Annotated in this window: 14 protein-coding genes and 2 tRNA genes; 1 reads left to right on the top strand and 15 read right to left on the bottom strand. The window is 69.3% G+C overall.

Annotation, left to right across the window (positions count from 1 at the left end):
• Positions 1 to 5: 5 nt before the first annotated feature.
• From AC0VYM_RS22555 to AC0VYM_RS22600, 10 genes are all read right to left on the bottom strand, one after another.
• Complete coding sequence (locus AC0VYM_RS22555; protein ID WP_013151545.1) at positions 6 to 365, bottom strand: DUF742 domain-containing protein; 360 nt, start codon at positions 363 to 365, stop codon at positions 6 to 8.
• A 46-nt stretch (positions 366 to 411) separates the two neighbouring features.
• Positions 412 to 837, bottom strand: a complete 426-nt coding sequence (locus AC0VYM_RS22560; RefSeq protein WP_017543700.1) for a roadblock/LC7 domain-containing protein — start codon at positions 835 to 837, stop codon at positions 412 to 414.
• A 94-nt stretch (positions 838 to 931) separates the two neighbouring features.
• Entirely contained in the window at positions 932 to 3424 is a 2493-nt protein-coding gene (locus AC0VYM_RS22565; RefSeq protein ID WP_475455316.1) for a sensor histidine kinase, read from the bottom strand.
• Positions 3425 to 4057: 633 nt separating this feature from the next.
• Positions 4058 to 5311 (bottom strand): crotonyl-CoA carboxylase/reductase, encoded by a 1254-nt coding sequence (ccrA, locus tag AC0VYM_RS22570; protein ID WP_475455318.1) that lies wholly within the window; start codon positions 5309 to 5311, stop codon positions 4058 to 4060.
• Positions 5312 to 5612: 301 nt separating this feature from the next.
• The gene (locus AC0VYM_RS22575) at positions 5613 to 7424 is read right to left on the bottom strand and encodes an ABC transporter substrate-binding protein (protein WP_475455320.1); all 1812 of its coding nucleotides are present in this window, start codon (positions 7422 to 7424) and stop codon (positions 5613 to 5615) included.
• On the bottom strand, positions 7421 to 7612 hold the full coding sequence (locus tag AC0VYM_RS22580) for a hypothetical protein (protein ID WP_378737636.1): 192 nt from the start codon (positions 7610 to 7612) through the stop codon (positions 7421 to 7423). The genes AC0VYM_RS22575 and AC0VYM_RS22580 overlap by 4 nt, the downstream gene beginning before the upstream one ends.
• A gap of 6 nt (positions 7613 to 7618) precedes the next feature.
• Positions 7619 to 8755 (bottom strand): ABC transporter ATP-binding protein, encoded by a 1137-nt coding sequence (locus AC0VYM_RS22585; protein WP_475455322.1) that lies wholly within the window; start codon positions 8753 to 8755, stop codon positions 7619 to 7621.
• The gene (locus tag AC0VYM_RS22590; RefSeq protein WP_475455324.1) at positions 8748 to 9818 is read right to left on the bottom strand and encodes an ABC transporter ATP-binding protein; all 1071 of its coding nucleotides are present in this window, start codon (positions 9816 to 9818) and stop codon (positions 8748 to 8750) included. Before AC0VYM_RS22590 ends, AC0VYM_RS22585 begins: the two co-directional genes overlap by 8 nt.
• Positions 9819 to 9823: 5 nt before the next feature.
• Positions 9824 to 10702: an ABC transporter permease gene (locus tag AC0VYM_RS22595; RefSeq protein ID WP_475455325.1), complete on the bottom strand. Its 879-nt coding sequence runs from the start codon at positions 10700 to 10702 to the stop codon at positions 9824 to 9826.
• A 12-nt stretch (positions 10703 to 10714) separates the two neighbouring features.
• Positions 10715 to 11806: an ABC transporter permease gene (locus tag AC0VYM_RS22600; RefSeq protein WP_475455327.1), complete on the bottom strand. Its 1092-nt coding sequence runs from the start codon at positions 11804 to 11806 to the stop codon at positions 10715 to 10717.
• Between the two features lie 370 nt (positions 11807 to 12176).
• Here AC0VYM_RS22600 and AC0VYM_RS22605 point away from each other — a divergent pair, with 370 nt between their 5' ends.
• On the top strand, positions 12177 to 13817 hold the full coding sequence (locus AC0VYM_RS22605) for an alpha/beta fold hydrolase (protein WP_475455328.1): 1641 nt from the start codon (positions 12177 to 12179) through the stop codon (positions 13815 to 13817).
• Between the two features lie 79 nt (positions 13818 to 13896).
• Here the strand turns inward: AC0VYM_RS22605 and AC0VYM_RS22610 are convergent, their stop codons facing one another.
• The 5 genes from AC0VYM_RS22610 to AC0VYM_RS22630 form a co-directional block, all read right to left on the bottom strand.
• The gene (locus tag AC0VYM_RS22610; protein WP_475455330.1) at positions 13897 to 14379 is read right to left on the bottom strand and encodes a septum formation family protein; all 483 of its coding nucleotides are present in this window, start codon (positions 14377 to 14379) and stop codon (positions 13897 to 13899) included.
• 474 nt (positions 14380 to 14853) lie between these two features.
• A complete protein-coding gene (locus AC0VYM_RS22615; RefSeq protein ID WP_475455332.1) occupies positions 14854 to 15453 on the bottom strand; it encodes a septum formation family protein in 600 nt (199 codons plus the stop codon).
• Between the two features lie 209 nt (positions 15454 to 15662).
• Positions 15663 to 15736: transfer RNA gene (locus tag AC0VYM_RS22620), tRNA-Lys, on the bottom strand.
• Positions 15737 to 15935: 199 nt separating this feature from the next.
• Positions 15936 to 16009: transfer RNA gene (locus tag AC0VYM_RS22625), tRNA-Lys, on the bottom strand.
• A 167-nt stretch (positions 16010 to 16176) separates the two neighbouring features.
• Complete coding sequence (locus tag AC0VYM_RS22630) at positions 16177 to 16362, bottom strand: hypothetical protein (protein WP_378737445.1); 186 nt, start codon at positions 16360 to 16362, stop codon at positions 16177 to 16179.
• Positions 16363 to 16550: the final 188 nt, after the last annotated feature.

The raw sequence follows: 16550 nt of genomic DNA on the forward strand, positions 1-16550 counted from the left end.
TGTTGTCACTGGAAAAGTCGTTCGAGACCACGAAGAGCCCTCTCCAGAACCTGGTTTTCGGACGGACTGCTGCCGGTGATGGTCGGGTGGATGTACACCAGGTCCTGCTCGGCCAGGTCACTGACCAGAACCTGAGTCACACCCAGGGGGATGTTCAACTCGGCCGACACCTCAGCGAGAGACCGCGTCTCCCGGCACAGTTTGTAGATACTGATCGACTCCGGCATGAGGGTGCCAGGAGGTTCCTGCCCGGGCTCGGACGTCGAGACCAGGGTCTGCACCATCAGCGGATGCCGTGACCGCGTCCGCCCACCTGTGAAGGTGAACGGGCGAACACGGTTACTCCTTCGCCTGCGGAAGCTCATAGCCGCGGCAACCTCATTCCTGCCGAACCGTTACGGGTCACCGTCGTCAGTTCTGGATGACCTCGCGCAGCTGCGAGCGCAACTGCGGAGTGAGCACGTGGGCGACGTTGTCCACGAGCTTGGCCATCTGGAAACCGACGATCTTCAGCTCCGTACCGGGTGCGGTGAGCACCGCCATGCAGGAACCGTCACTGATGGCCATGATGAACAGGTGGCCGTGGTTGAAGCGCACCAGGAGCTGCTCGCACTCCCCCCGCTGGAACAGGCTGGCACCGCCGACCGCCAGGCTGTGCAGCCCGCTCGCGATGGCCGCCAGCTGCTCGGCGTGCACCTCGGGGAAGTCACTGGAGTGGGTCAGCACCAGGCCGTCCGAGGAGACCACGACGGCGTGCTCGACACCGCGCACGTCCCGGACGAACCGGTCGATGAGCCACGAGAAGTTCTCAACGCTGTCGTTCGTGGATTCAGTCATGGTTGTGCTCTACCTGCCTCGGCCGAAGGTCGTGTTCGCTGGGGGTCTGGGGTGTGGGGGCCCGGACGGGACTCTCGGGCCCCCGCTTGGAAGGTCATTCCTTGTCGTCCTCAAGCTCCTCGCCGTCGAGGGCGGCGCGTTCCCCGTCGAGGAAGTCACCGATCTCGTCGCGGATCTGCTCCGCACGGGCCTCACCGGTGAGGCGGGGCGGGGTGTCGTCCCGGCCCTTCGGCGGGGGCGGCGGGTTCTCGGACAGCGCGTCGGGGTGCGGCATCATCCGCAGCGGCGAGCCGTGCGGGGTGGCGCTGCGCCGGGGCAGGCCCGCCGAGGTGACCGCGGAGCTCCCTCCGGGAGAGGGCTGCGGCGGGGTCTTGGGCCCGCTGGAGCCGTTGACCGCACGGCCGTCGGAGGGCTGCTGCGGGATCGGTCCGGTCGAGGTCACGGGAGCACTCGTGCTGGGAATCGTGGTGGTGCTGGTCTGCCCGGGGATCCGGGGCGTGGCCACGCGAAGGAGTTCCTTGGGGACGATGGTGTAGGCGCTGACCCCTCGGAAGGAGCGCGACTCCAGCCTGGTCTCCAGGTTGTGCTTCTGGGCGATCCGGCTCGCTACGTAGAGGCCCATGTGCTTGGGCACCTCGTCGTCCAGGACGGGCTCGCCGTCCAGACGGCTGTTGAGCTCCACCAGCTGGGCCTCGGGGATACCCACGCCCTCGTCCTCGACGACGATCATGAGGCGGCCGTCGTCCAGCTCACGGGCGCTGATCACGACCTGGGAGTGCTCGGGCGAGTTCGCGGTGGCGTTGTCCAGCAGCTCGGCCAGGAGGTGGCTGATGTCGTCCGCGGCCAGACCGGTGATGGAGGCCTGGGGGATCTTGCCCAGGCTGACCCTGGGGTAGTCCTTGATCTCCGAGGTCGCGGCGCGGGCGACGTCGAGCAGCGGGACGATCTCGTCGTGGGCGTCGGACTCGCCGCCGTCGTGCCCGGTCAGCACCAGGAAGTTCTCGCCGTTGCGTCGCATACGGGTCGCGAAGTTGTCGATCTGGAAGAGCTTGTCGAGCAGGTCCGGGTCCTGGGCCCCGGTCTCCAGGGCCTCGACCATCTCGAGGAGCGCGTCGACCAGGGAGAGGTCGCGCATGGCCAGACCGGCCAGCGCCTCGTTGAGGAGGTCTCCCTGGAGCCCGTCCTCGGTGGGGGCGGCGGTGGCCCCGGCCGACTCGGCGGGCGCGTGCTGGACGGCCTCCGTGACGGGTGCCTCGGTGGCGGCCCCACCGTCCCGGCCCCGCGCGGGGGCCTCGGGCTCGGCCGTCTCCTTGGCCGGTTCGGTGGCGGTGTTCGCGTCCGTCCCGGTCTCGGAGCGGGTGAGCGCCCGGTCCTGGCCGATCTCCGGGGAGACGGACGGCTCCGTGCGCTCGGAGAAGAGCGTGGCGGCCGACTCCGCGGTGATCACCTGCGGCTGCTGACCGGCGGCGAGCACGATGACGTGCTGGACCGGCTGACCGTAGGGGTTCATCTGCCCGTAGGGCGCGAACTGGCCCGGGTAGACCACCGGCTGGCCCGGAAGGACGTAGCCGGGAGGCTGGTAGGGCAGCGGGTAGGCGCTCTGGTACGGCAGCGGCGGCGGGTAGGCCGCGTAGTGCGGCGCGGGCGGCTGCGCCGCGTACCCGGCGTAGGGGGCCGGGTGGCCCTGGGCCTCGTGCGGCTGCTGGTAGCCGGGCGGCACGGCCTCGGGGCGGCCGTAGCCGTACCCCGGGTAGCCGGGGCCCTGGGGGCCCTGGTCCGGGTGTCCGGGGCGCTCCTGGTAGCCGCCGTGGTCGTGGCGGTAGCGGGGCTCCTGGTAGCCGTAGGGCTCCGGGTAGCCCTGGGAGGGCTGGTGGTTCCGCGCCCCCGGGTGGCCCGGGTGGCCGTTGTGCTCCGGGGGGCCCTGGTAGCCGTACGGAGCGTGGGGGTCCTGCCCGGTCGGGCGGTACTCCCGTCCCGGCTCCGACCCCTGGGGGCGGGCGGGGGCGGGGCGTCGCTGCTCGTACGGCGCGGGCGCGGGGTCGCCCAGAGGGGACGTCCACTGGGCGCGGGGCTCGGCGGGTTCGTTGGCGGGCCACCGCGACTCGGCCGGCGCCGGGAAGCGCTGGGCGTCGGCGGCCTCGGGCACGCCGGACTCGCCCCTGGGCGGTTCCGTCCTCGCGGTCTCGTGGGCGGCGCGCGGGCCCGGCGTGTGCCGGGGCGCGGCCGTGGCTTCCGGCGTGGCCGGTGCCGTGGGTGACACAGGGGCCTCGGGCCGCTCTGTGTGCTCTGAAGGTTTGGGGCTGTCGGTCATGGTGTCCGTGGTGGCGGGGATGTGTGGGCTGCGCGGTTCCGGCTCGTTGAGCCCGACGCCGCGCCACTGGCCGACCTGGTTGGCGCCGGTGTCGACGTCGTCGATCTCCAGGTTCCGGGTCGTGTAGGGGTTGGGGACGCTCACCCGGGAGGTGGGACGGTAACCGTTCTCGGCGGACGCGGAGAAGGGTCCGGTGGGGGGCTCCGTCGCGGCTGTCTCCTCGCCGTCCGACGTTCGGTCGGGGTTCTGCGAGTGCGGATGCACGGGCTGATGCACGGGATTTCCTTGCTCGGTCTCCGGTGACGGGGGTTCCTGGGACTTGACCATCCGGGAGATGGCTCGGCGGAACCTTCCTTCGCGCCTGGCTCCACGCCCATCCTCCGTCGACATCATCTTGGCCAGGGAGTGGTCATCGCGTTCCTGCGGTGACGCCTGTGCCACAATCTCGTCTCCTCGCATCAGGTGGGCGGATGGCGGTGGCCCCGCACCACCGCCCTGACCAGGGAGGAAATCGTTTCTCGGGACCTTTCGGCCCGTGAGACGACCAGACGCCCCGAACGCCGGGGGGACGCCTCGACGGTTCTGGCGGGAGAGGGGATCGTGGTGCGCGGCCGGGGTCGGCGGAGAGCGCCCGATCCGGTGGACAAGTGTCCACGCTCCACACAATTCCCGTACTTCCACCGGGAACCGTCGTTCGGTTCGTCAGACTAACAAAGGACGCCCAGCTTGACAGAAGAATCGAAGATCCGCCGAAGGGGCACCGGACAGGACCCGGGTGACGTGCGAGAACACCCGAAAATACGCCGCTCGAACCAGACCGAAAGTAGTGCTTTTGTCATGAAATGTCTGATTCTTGCCGGGTGTCACCTCCTTGGAGGACGACCCCGCGACCACCCCCGGAAGGGACCGTCAGAGTTCGATCCCGACCTGCCCCGGAGCGGCGTTGACCAGGGCCGCCATGTTCCCCGGGGGTTGCTTGTTGTCCCGTAGGAGCTGGTGCGCGGTACCGATCTCGTCGAACGGTACGGTTTTGGTCACACAGGGGTCGAGCTGTCCGCCGGCCACCAGGTCGATCACCATGCGGCACTGCGCGGGCGAGGCGAAGTGCGAGCCCTGGAGGCGCTTGAGCCGCATCCACAGGAAGCGCAGGTCCACGTCGGCCTGGAAACCCGAGGTGGCCCCGCAGATCACCACCATCCCGGAGTTGTCGCACAGGTAGAGCGAGGTGGGCAGGGTGTCCGCCCCCGTGTGCTCGAAGACGATCCGGGGCGACCGCCGCTCCCCCAGCTCCTCCCAGAACTTCTTGCCGAACGCCCTCGCCCCGCGCATCCACGCCGCGAAGGCCTGGGTGTCGCTCTCGTCGGGGACCCGGCCCCAGTGGTCGAACTCGGTGCGCAGGATCGTGCCGACCGCCCCCAGCCTGCGGCACACCTCGGCCTTCTCCGGGGTGGAGACCACGGCGATCGGTTTTCCGCCCACCTGGCGGGCGAGCTGGATCGCGGAGGTTCCCAGACCGCCCGCGCCGCCCCAGATCAGCACCGGGTCACCCGGTCGCACGACGTTGGGCTCCCAGCCGAAGAGCTGCCGGTAGGAGGTGGCCGCGCTGACGAGGAAGCCGCCCGCGACGTCCCAGGGCAGGTTCTCCGGCTTGCGGTGGCACTGGACGTCCTGCACGAGGGTGAACTGCCCGAAGGAGCCGTAGTTGTGCTCGTAGCCCCACACGCGCATGCTCCGGGAGGCGACGGGGTCCCCTCCCATGCGGATGTCGTCGGAACCCTCGTCCCACTGGCCGGAGGCGATGATGACGTGGTCACCGACCTTGACCCCGCTCACCCCCTCCCCCACGGCCCAGACCACTCCGGAGCCGTCGGAGCCCCCGATGTGGTAGTCCTCCGTCGCCCCGGCCTTCTCCCGGGCGGCGATGACGTCGGCGGGGTGGCCCTTGGCCGCCCAGATGTTGTTGTAGTTGATGCCCGCGGCCATCGTGTAGACGAGCACGTGACCCGGCCGAAGCTCCGGGACCGGCACGATCTCGTGGGCGAAGGCGTCGCGGGGCTCGCCGTAGCGCTCCCGCCGGATGGTGAAGGCGTGCATCCGCTCGGGCACGTGGCCCAGGGGCGGTACCTCACCGAGGTCGTACAGGTCCTTCGGGTCCTTGGTCACGGTGTGCCAGTCCTTTCCAGGGCGCCGGGAGGCGGGGCGGGGGCGGGGCGAACGGGGGTCGGCGGGTGCCGGGACAGGGGACGGGAACGGAGAGGCACCGCGCAGATGCGCGTGCGAATGCACGGGAGACTACCTGTCTTCGCTTGGAACGCGCACAAACGGCCCCCCGGAGGGACAAACTCCCGCATGCCCGTAACCCCCCTGCGGGGTCGGGCACACCAGCGGGGGCGGGGCCCGAAGGCACCCGCCCCCGCCCGGGACCGGCCCGGTCACCCCCGGTTCACCGCCGGGGATCCGTCGCTCAACCCTCGACCGGCTCCAGCTCGCCCTTGATCAGCGCCAGGATGACGTGGTTGTCCTGGTACTGCTCGTTCTGGGAGGTGGGGGTGTCCGTCGGGAACTCCTTCACGCGGACGCCCTCGACCGCCGGGGCGAGGTACTTGTAGGTCCAGATCGGGATGCGCGGCAGGAGCTCGTTGAAGACGATCGCGAGCGTCTTCAGGGCCTCCTTCTGCTCCTCCTCGGTCTCGGCCCGCTGGGCGGTGTCCACCAGCTCCTCGATGTCCACGTCGCCCTGCGAGGGGCTCTCGACCTGGAGTTCGAACCCCTGGCCCGGGGAGTCCTCGGTCCTGGCGTTCTCGGTCAGGAAGTTCATCTGGAAGGCGCCCCAGTAGTCGGGCTGCTCCGGGTTGCCCCAGTGGCGCACGGCCACCTCGAAGTCACCGGCTCCCCAGATGCCCCACGGGTTGTCCTCGGGGACGTTGCGCGCCTCGGTCTTGATGCCGAACGCGTTCCAGGCCTCCTCGACCTGGGAGGCGGTCAGCTCGAAGTCGCCCCAGCCAGCGACGCCGATGACCTCGAAGCTGGCCTCCTCGCCGTCAGGGAGCAACCACCTGCCGCCCTCCTTGGTCCAGCCCGCGTCCTCCAGCAGCTCCGTGGCCTTGTCCAGGTCCTGGTCGAAGGTCTCGAAGTCCGCCAGTTCCTCCGCGGTGAGGATCTCCTCGGCCTGGATGTCGGCCAGACCCGCGTAGTGGTTGACGCGGCTGTAGCCCTCGCCCCGAGCCACCTGGCCGATCTGGTCGCCGTCGAGGACGTAGGCCAGCGCCTTGCGCACGCGCACGTCCTGGACCTCGGGCTTGGCCTTGTGGTTGAACATGATGCCGCAGCCGTCGTAGCCCGCGTGCTCGACCCAGCGGAAGCCCTCGACGCTCTGGAAGGCCTGCTGGTCGGCGGCGGAGGGGGCCAGACTGGAGTAGTCCACCTCGCCCTGCTGCACCAGCAGCGCCGACTGCCGGTTGTCGCCCTTGTGGACGACGACCTCGTCGAACCTCACCTCGGTGCCCTGGTAGCCGTTCTCGTTGCGCACCAGCGTGATGCGCGCGTCCGACATCTGCGCCTCGTCGAACATGTACGGGCCGCTGCACACGATCACGTCGGGGTTGAACTCGATGAACCCGGAGTTCCACTCGGCGTGCTCGTCGTCGCCCTGCCGGACGCCGTCGTTGACCATCTCGACCGCGCGCTCACCGAACTCCTCGTAGGTGACCTTGGAGACGATCCGGTGCTTGACGATGCTGCGCTCGATGTTGGGGAAGGGGTTCTCGAACCCGAGCCGCACACTGAGGTCGTCCAGCTTCTCCAGGTTCTGCACCTGGGGGAAGCCGAAGCCCCACGGCGGGGCCTCCAGGACGCGCATGGCGTAGCTGCGGATCATGTCGTCCGCGTTCAGGTCGGTGCCGTCGCTCCACTTCAGCCCGGAGCGCAGGGTCATGACGAGGTCGTCGCCATCCCACTCGTGGCCCTCCAGCAGGAGGTAGTCCCATTCGTGCTCGGCCCAGTTGTAGACGCCCCCCGGACACAGGAACAGGTCCTTGTAGACCGAGTTGAGCAGCAGAGCGCCGTCCTCACGGTGGACGTTGCGCGTCATGGAGTCGAGGTCGTAGTCGAAGACCCCGGTGAACTGGGTGGCGTCGGAGTTCCCGCCGCCGTCTGCGGAGCAGGCGGACAGAAGACCCGCGCCGGCCACCCCGACCGTGCTGAAGCCGACGGCCTTGAGGAGCCGCCTTCTGCTCAGATCGTTCAGGATCGCGTTGCGCGAGGGGGTGGAGGTCATTCTTGACGCTTCCTTTCCAGGAGGACGGCGAGCAGACCGAGGGAGAGAACGGCCAGGCCGACACCGACGGTGACGACGCTGATGACGAACTCGGCTGTGCCGGGGGATGTGATCACGACCATGAGCGTGCAGGCGAGGGTGAGGAACGCTCCGACGAACAGGCCGAAGCGTCCAATGAGGAGCAGCAGCTCACCTCACCCCCGGGTCACGACGTGGCAGGCCAGCAACCGGTCGTGGCTGCGGACCAGCGGCGGCCGTTCGGTGTCGCAGCTGCCCTCGGCGTAGAGCGGGCAGCGCGGGTGGAAGTCGCACCCGGGAGGCAGGTCGGTGAGGTCGGGGATGTCCGAGCTGCGCAGCCGGACCCGCTCCTTGCTCCGCGCCAGGTCCGGGTCCGGTTCGCAGACCGCGGAGATGAGCGCCTTCGTGTAGGGGTGCTGGGGATCGTTGACCACCTGGGGGGTGGGTCCGTGCTCCACGACCTTGCCCAGGTACATGACCGCGATCTCGCCCCGCCAGGCGAAGTACTTGGCCACGGCGAGGTCGTGGGTGATGAACAGGAAGCTCACGCCGAGTTCGTCGCGGAGCCTCCCGAGGGTGTTGAGGAGGCTGACGCGGATCGACACGTCCAGCATCGACGTGGACTCGTCCGCGATGATCACCTCGGGGTCCATCGCCAGGGCCCGGGCCACGGCGACGCGCTGGCGCTGGCCGCCGGACATCTGGTGGGGGTACTTGTCCAGGTAGTCCTCGGCCGGGGTGAGCTCGACCCGCTCCAGCAGCTCGGTGGCGACCCGGCGGGCCTCGTGGCGGTCCTTCACCAGCCGGTGGCGGCGCAGCCCGGCGGAGACCGTGGAGAAGACGGTGCGCACGGGGTTCAGGGAGGCGTAGGGGTCCTGGTGGATGTACTGGACGGAACGCCGGAAGGCCGCCCGCTCCTTGCGGTCCATCGTGGCGACGTCCCTGCCCCGGAAGAGGACCTCACCGGCCGTGGGACTGGACAGGGCGGCGGCCATGCGGGCCGTGGTGGTCTTGCCGCAGCCGGACTCCCCCACCAGGCAGAGCACCTGGCCGGGCCGGACGTCGAGGTCGACCCCGGCGACGGCGGGGACGTCGCCCCGGGAGGTCCGGAAGATCTGCTGGGCCCCCCTGAGGGTCAGCACGGGGGGCTGGGCACGGCGCTCGTCCGCCTCGGTCGCGTCGGCGGCGTCGAGCACGCTGCCGGGAGCCGGGTCGGAGGGCGCTCCGGCGTGGCCGACCGTGCTGGCGGCACGCGGCGCGGTGTCGTCGGGACGCGGTTCCGCGTGGGCGGGGTTGACGGTCCGGTCAATCACGGGAGACCCCCTCGGCGTGGAGTTCGGCGTCGGTGGAGCGGAGGCAGGCCGCCGTGTGGCTCAGGCCCGCGTCACGGTGCTTGAGAACGTCGAGCGTGGGACGCGTGGTGGTGCAGGCGTCCAGGGCGTGGGCGCAGCGGGGCGCGAACGCGCAGCCCGGGGGCAGTGCGTTGAGGCTGGGCGGTCCGCCGGGCAGGGACTCGGGAATGTGGAGGTCGCCCACCACCGGCGGCACGGAGTTGATCAGCGCCGAGGTGTAGGGGTGCCGGGAGCGGTAGAAGATGTCCCGGGTGGTCCCGGTCTCGATGAGCCGTCCGGCGTACATGGTGCCCACCCGGTCCGCGAGTTCGGCGGCCAGCCCGAGGTCGTGGGTGATGAAGACCATCGAGAACCGCAGTTCCTCGCGCAGTTCCGCGAGGCGTTCCACGATGGACCGCTGGGTGAGGATGTCCAGCGCCGTGGTGGGCTCGTCGAGGATGATCAGCTGGGGCCTGAGCGCGAGGGCCAGGGCGATGAGGCTGCGCTGGCGCATGCCGCCGGAGAGCTCGTGCGGGTAGCTGTCGAGGACGCGGGCCGGATCGAGCCGCACCATCTCCAGCAGTTCTGCGGAGCGTTCGATGATCTCCTTGCGGGGGCGGCGCCGCCCGGCGCGTTCGTGGGCGCGGAAGGTGTCGAGGAAGTGCTCCTCGATCCGCAGCACCGGGTTGAACGCGTTCATGGCGCCCTGGAAGACCATGGCCGCCTCGTTCCAGCGGAAGCGGCGCAGCTTCTCCTTCTCCAGGGTGCGCACGTCCACGCGGGTGCCGTCCTTGCGGCGGAAGAGGATCTCGCCCTTGGGGACGACGCCGGTGCGCGGGAGCAGCCGCAGCAGGCCGAGGCCGAGGGTGGTCTTGCCGCAGCCGGACTCACCGACCAGGGCCATGGACTGGCCGGGGTGGAGGTCGAAGGAGACGTCGTGGACGGCGGTGACCTGGGTCCTGCGCCCGGTGCGGTAGCCGACGTCGACGCCGCGGACCGACAGCAGGGGACCGGAGTCGTCCGGGGTGGCGGGGAGGTCGTTCACGGGGCTCACCTGTCCCGGAGTCGTGGGTTGAGGGCCTGTTCCAGGGACCGGGTCATGGTGACCAGACCGATCTGGAAGAGCATGATCATCACCATCGGGGCGACGAGGAAGGGCGCCGCCTGCGGGAGGAGGAAGGCGTTGTTGTCCCAGGCCTGCTGGATCATCAGCCCCCAGTTCTCGGCGGTGCTGGGGAGCAGGCCGAGCAGGTACATGCCGACGACCGCGTAGATCGCGTTGGTGATGGCGATGATGAAGTTGATGAAGATGTAGCCCGCCATGTTGGGCAGCACCTCGACGCAGAGGATGCGGGCCGTGCCGAGGTCCTGGAGGCGGGCGGCCTCGATGAACTCGCGCTCCTTGAGGGTCAGCACCTGCGCGCGGATCGACCTCATCAGGTAGGGCCAGGTGACCAGCCCGATGATGAAGGAGACGACCAGCGGGGAGGAGGTCCGGTAGAAGGAGGCGATGACCAGCATCAGGACGATGAAGGGGATGGTCATCGTGATGTCGGTCAGCTGGAGCAGGAAGTGGTCGATCCGGCCCCGGACGTATCCGGCGACCGCGCCGAGGGCGACGGCGATGACGACGGTGATGACGGCGGCCATGAGGCCGACCAGGATGGGTTCGCGCCCGCCGAGGATCAGCTGGGTGAGGGTGTCCTTGCCCTCGTGGTTGGTGCCGAGCCAGTGCTCGGAGCTCATCGGACCCCAGATCTTGCTGACGTCCGTGGGGTTGTGGTGGTCGATCAGCAGCGGTCCCACGAAGGAGAACAGCAGGACGCTGAGGACCAGGCAGAGTCCGATGAAGCCGCTCGTGCTCCGGGTGATGCCCTGCCAGATGGTGCCCCAGACGCCCGCGGACGCTGGTGCGGTGGTGACGGCCATGCGTGCGTCCCCCTACTTCCGGATGCGCGGGTCGAGCCTGCTGTACAGCAGGTCCGCGACGAGGTTGGCGATCACCACGCACGAGGTGATGATGATGAGCAGCCCCTGGAGGAGCGGATAGTCGCGGTAGTTGACCGCGTCGAGGAGCAGACCGCCCACGCCCTTGTAGACGAGGACCTGTTCGACGAAGATCGCGCCGCCGACGAGGGTGCCGAAGGAGATCGCGATCTGGGCGACCAGCGGCAGGACGGCGTTGCGGCCGACGTAGGCGGTGGCGATGCGGCCGTCGCGCAGCCCCCGGGCCCGGGCCACGGTCACGTAGTCCTCGCCGAGCACCTCGGTGGTGGAGGCCTTCATGACGAGCATCCAGGTGCCGATGATGGCCAGTACGTAGGTGCCGATCGGCAGGGCGGCGTGGAAGAACGCGTCACCGACGAACCTGAGCGTGAACTCGGGTTGGACGCCGGGGCTGAGCGTGCCGCGCAGTTCGATGGGGTTGAACCAGCCCAGGTACATGCCACCGCCGACGACCAGCACCATCGCGATGAGGTAGTTCGGGATCGCACCGAGGACCGAGGCCAGGACGCTGAGCACGTGGTCCAGGACCTGGTTGCGGCGGTAGGCCATGATCATGCCCAGGGCGAGGCCGAGGGCGATCGCCACGAGGGTGCCGACGCCGATGCTGAAGAGGGTCCAGGGGAGGTAGGCGCCGATGGCCTCGGTGACGCTGTATCCGGGGCGGTTGATGGTGCCGCCGAGGTCGAGCGTGAACAGCCCGACGATGAACTCCCACCACTGCCGGAAGAGGGGCGCGTCCGGGTCGTAGGCCAGCGAGTGGATCGCGATGGCCCGGGCCTCGTTCATCGACATGCCGCCCTGGGTGAGGCGGCCCGCCATGACGTCGATGGGGTCGCCCGGCATGGCGCGGCCGAGGAAGAACGTCACGTTGGCGACCACGAAGACCACGACGAAGGCCTTGCGTAGCTTCACGAAGACGTAGTTGCGCCAGATCCGGTTCAGGAGGCGTTGGGTCGTCCGGGGGGCGGCGGGCCCGGGTTCACCCGTGTCCGGAGGTGGTGGGGAGGCCGCGATTTCGGTGGCCACGAGGCTCCTTCGAGCAGGGGGCACGGCGGTGGGGGGAGGGGGTGGGGGCAGGCACGTATTAATTAGGAAACTTTCCTAATAGAACGTCACGGTAACGCCACCGATGTGGCTCACGCCACCCTCGTGACCAAACGGCGTCTTTTGTGCGACATGATCGGCATCACAAAAAGAACAAAAGATGACATAGACCCACAAATGGCCAACTAACTTGTGGCCGTATCCGGCCACTCATCCGAAGAAGCGGGAAGACGCTACTTTTGATGGTTTTGCTGCTCTATGGGCGCTTCGTACTGTCACGGAGTCATCACTCGCGCCTGCCGGAACGGACCCGCTCCCCCGCCCGGCGGCAGGACATCGGAGGGAACCCCCCGTGCCCCGAGCACGCAACACCATCCGCGCCGTCGCGGTGGCCACCGCCACCGGACTGGCCCTCTCCCTGGCGGCGACGCCCCCGGCCGCGGCCGACCCCGTCACGGCTCCCCTCTCCCCCGGCTATCCGGTGGAGGACTCCGCCCTGGCCGCCTTCCACGACCAGGAGATCGTCTGGGCCGAGTGCCCCGAGGTCGAACTCACCGGCCTGGAGTGCACCGAGTTCGAGGTCCCGCTCGACTACGCCGATCCCGACGGCACCCGGCTGACCGTCGCCGCGAGCCGGGCCGCCGCCACCGACCCCGAGGAGCGCCGCGGCGTCCTCATGATCAACCCCGGCGGTCCCGGCGGAGCGGCCCGCATCATGCCGGCCGCGCTGGCCGGATCGTCCGCGCACGCCGCGTACGACCTCATCGGCATGGACCCGCGCGGCACCGGGGCCTCCTCGCCTCTCGACTGCGGCGTCGAGTTCCCGATGATCCGCTTCCGCGCCAGCGACGCGCAGATCGCGGCGGACACGCGTGAGAAGATCCGGTACTCCCGGGCCTGCGACGCCGCCGAGGGCGACCGGTTCCCGCACATGACCTCCGCCAACACCGCCCGCGACATGGACGTGCTGCGCGCGGCGTCGGGCGAGGACACCGTCAACTACCTCGGCTACTCCTACGGCACCTACCTGGGCCCGGTGTACGGCTCACTCTTCCCGGAGCGGCTCGACCGCAGCGTCCTGGACTCGTCCGTTCACCCCGCCGAGATCTGGCGGGACGTGTTCCTGGGGCAGGCCCCGGCCGGAACGGCCAACCTGGAGCGCTACACCGCCTGGCTCGCGGAGCACGACGACGTGTACGGGTTCGGTACCGACCCCGAGGAGATCGTCGCCCTCTTCGACGAGACCTCGGCGCGGCTCGACGAGGAGCCCCGGGACGACGTCCCCAACCTCGAACTGCTCGACGGAGCCGCCTTCGACAGCCTGGTCTTCGGCGCCTCGCGCGCCCAGGGCCACTGGGACGCCAACGCCTGGTTCCTCCAGTTGCTGGTCAACGGCGAACCGGTCCCGGGTGAGGAGGTGGAACAGCCGGAGATCAACCCCGTCTTCGACACGAACATGGACCTGTTCTCCGCGGTGGTCTGCGAGTCGGAGTGGCCCGACCGGCTCGGCCTGTACCACCAGCAGTCGCGGGAGTACCGGGACGCGCACCCGTACAGCACGGGCGCCCTGTGGACCGCCCCGCAGGCGTGCACCTTCACCCGGAACGCGCCGACCGAGAAGCCGGTCGAGCTGGTCCGGGACGGACACCCCGAGGCGCTGGTGATCGCCGCCGACCACGACGCCAACACCCATTACGCGGGCGGCCCGGCCATGGCCGAGCGACTGGAGAGCCCCCTGCTCACCGTCACGGACGAGGGCGGCCACGGGTTCTACCTCATGCCCGACCCGTACACCGGTGAGCTGGGCTACCCCTGCGTGAACGGGGTCGTGGACGCCTACCTGGTCGACGGCGTGGTTCCGGAGGACACCGAGTGCGGGGGCATCCCCCGACCGGACGCCGCGGAGGTGTCGGCCCTCGACGCCGCCCCGGACGTCATCCTGACGGACGTCGAACAGCCGGACGCCTGGCTGACGCCGACCGCCCTGAGGTAGGGAGGGTCGCACCGGCATGACGAAGGCCCGCGCCGTTCGCACGGCGCGGGCCTTCCCGTACGGAGGGACCGGTGACGGGTCAGCGGTTGGCGCCCTCGAGGCTCTCGGTGATGGGTGCGTCGGAGGCGACGTAGCAGACGATCTCGCGGTCGTCGAGCATCTCCCAGGTCTCGGAGGTCGGGCTGAGACCGCTGGCGTAGAGCTCCGACTCCGCGTAATCCACACCGACGAACTCGGTGAAGGCGCTGCCGGCGCAGATCTCGTCCAGGGACGCGTTCACGGACTCCGTGCCCGGGAAGTCGCCCTCCGGCAGGTCCTCGACGTGGAAGACCTCGGAGTCGTGCGACTCGGAGCAGTCGACGAGGGGGATGTCCTCGACCTCCCCGCCGCCCAGGGCGGTCTGCATCTCGCTCTCGGTGAAGCAGTCACCGACCCCGATCTCCATCACGTTGCCCCCTCCGAGGACGGAGTTGAGCACGCCACAGGCGGACAGGCTGACGACGGCACCGGCGGAGAGCAGTGTGAGGGCGGCACCGCGGACGGCGGGGGAGAGGGAAGACATGAGGGAACTCCGGGATTTCTTGCTTGCGGGGAATCTCGCCGGAACGGTGGTGGCGAGAATGAAAGAATTCACCAGGTGGAGCGCGATGTCAATCTGGTTTTCCGGCGAACACGAATATGTGACGCATGAATACTCCAGGTGACCGAACGAGGGCGATCCAGCACGCCTGACCTGGAAAGTCATGGCATCCAGCACTCACCAGGGGCACTTTTCCCACCGGGTGGGAAGCGGCGGCGGAAGGATCCGGGAAACGAAAGGAACCGCCGGGTGGCGGCGATTCCCCGGCCTTCCCCTGGCGGAAAGGAACCGAGGCCGCACCGATCATCTCGCGGGGTGACGACATTCGGGGAGGACGCGGCGGAACACGCACCCGGAGTGGCCTCCGGCGCCAGCGAACGGACGAGGGCCCGCGCCTTCGCGCGGCGCGGGCCCTCGTTCACGTTCCGCGGTCACGGCCGCGCGTCCGGGTGGCGCCTACAGGTTGGACTGGGCGAGGGTGCCGGTGGTCTGGGAACCGTCCATCTGGCTGATCAGGCAGAGGTACTCGCGGTCACCCATCTCCCAGCCCTCCTCCATCGGGAAGAGGGTCTGGAAGACCAGGGCCGACTCCTCGTAGGAGGTGCCGACGAAGGTCTGGAAGGTGCCGAGGCACTGCTCGTCGACCATCTCGATGAGCTCCTCGCGGCCCGGGTAGTCGAGGCCGCTGTCCAGGAAGCCACCGTGGTAGACCTCCAGGTCGTGGGGCTCGGAGCAGTCGATGATCGGCGCCGAGCTGACGGAGTCGTCGACCTCGGTCGACATCTCGTTCAGGCAGTCGCCCACGGCGAGCGCGTTGATGTCCTGGTCCTCGGCACCGACGGGCGCGTCGACGTCCTCCGCGGGCTCGCTCTCCTCGTCGTACTCGGTCTCCTCGGCCGCCTCGGGGTCGTACTCCTCGCTGGGCTCGTCGCCGCCCCCGGTGAGGGCGGGCGGCAGCAGCGGCAGGCCACACCCGGACAGGGACAGGGCGGCACCGGTGGCCACGGCCACGAGGGCCATTCGGCCAAGCAGGGGACGGTGCGCTTCGGACAACATGACGACTCCACGGGGTATCTGGTTGCTCACCGACTCGGGAGGGGTATCGGCGTATCTATCCAGACGCGTCCGACGGCGAGAAGGTTTCAACCGATTCGGGAGTTCGTTACGCAGGTTTCGGCCCGACCGGGACGGAGGCGGGCCGTCGGGCACACGGAAAAGGGCCCCGGCCGATGGAGACGAACTCCACCCGCCAGGACCCTTCGCTGTGCGTCATCAGGGACTCGAACCCCGGACCCGCTGATTAAGAGTCAGCTGCTCTAACCAACTGAGCTAATGACGCCGGTCTCCGCTTCGCGCCTTCCGGCTCTCTGCGGCAACGAGTTAACTCTACCCGAACTTTGGAGCGCCCGGGGCCGGAAACGGGCGATGTGCCCCAGAACACGGAGGAGGCCCACGCGGAGCCCCACAGGGTCCCCGGGGCACACGGAAAAGGGCCCCGGCCGATGGAGACGAACTCCACCCGCCAGGACCCTTCGCTGTGCGTCATCAGGGACTCGAACCCCGGACCCGCTGATTAAGAGTCAGCTGCTCTAACCAACTGAGCTAATGACGCCGGTCTCCGCTTCGCGCCTTCCGGCTCTCTGCGGCAACGAGTTAACTCTAGCAGGACCACGGGGTGGCCGCGAACCGGTTTCGGATCCGACCACGCGTCGGCCCCGTCACATCGCGGCCCTGGCCCGGAAGGGGCGAACCCACCGGGCACGGCTCGTAGCGCTCCGTTTAGAAGAAGGCCACGAACAGGGCGACGATGATGCCGACGGTCAGGGCGACACCGACGCCGGCGAGCACCAGCGGCAGGATCGGGCGGCGCGGAGCCTCCTCGGGCTCGGGGTTCTCGTCGACGAAACGGCGGAAGTGCTGGGTGGTTCCCGCCGGGTCCATGCTGGGATCGTTGTTCTGCGTCATGGCCTTGACACTAGCGACTCATCTGACCGCTGAGCACCCCTTGGGGAAGATCCGGTCGATCCCACAACCCTCTGTTGGGATGACCAAAACCCGGACTTTCCGAAACAACCAGGTCACCCCCGTGGCTCCGGCACCCACCGGTCCCCCGCATCCGCACACGAGGACTTCGCCTGGATGAAAGCCGACCG

This window comes from Nocardiopsis sp. iso_237, from assembly GCF_056173345.1.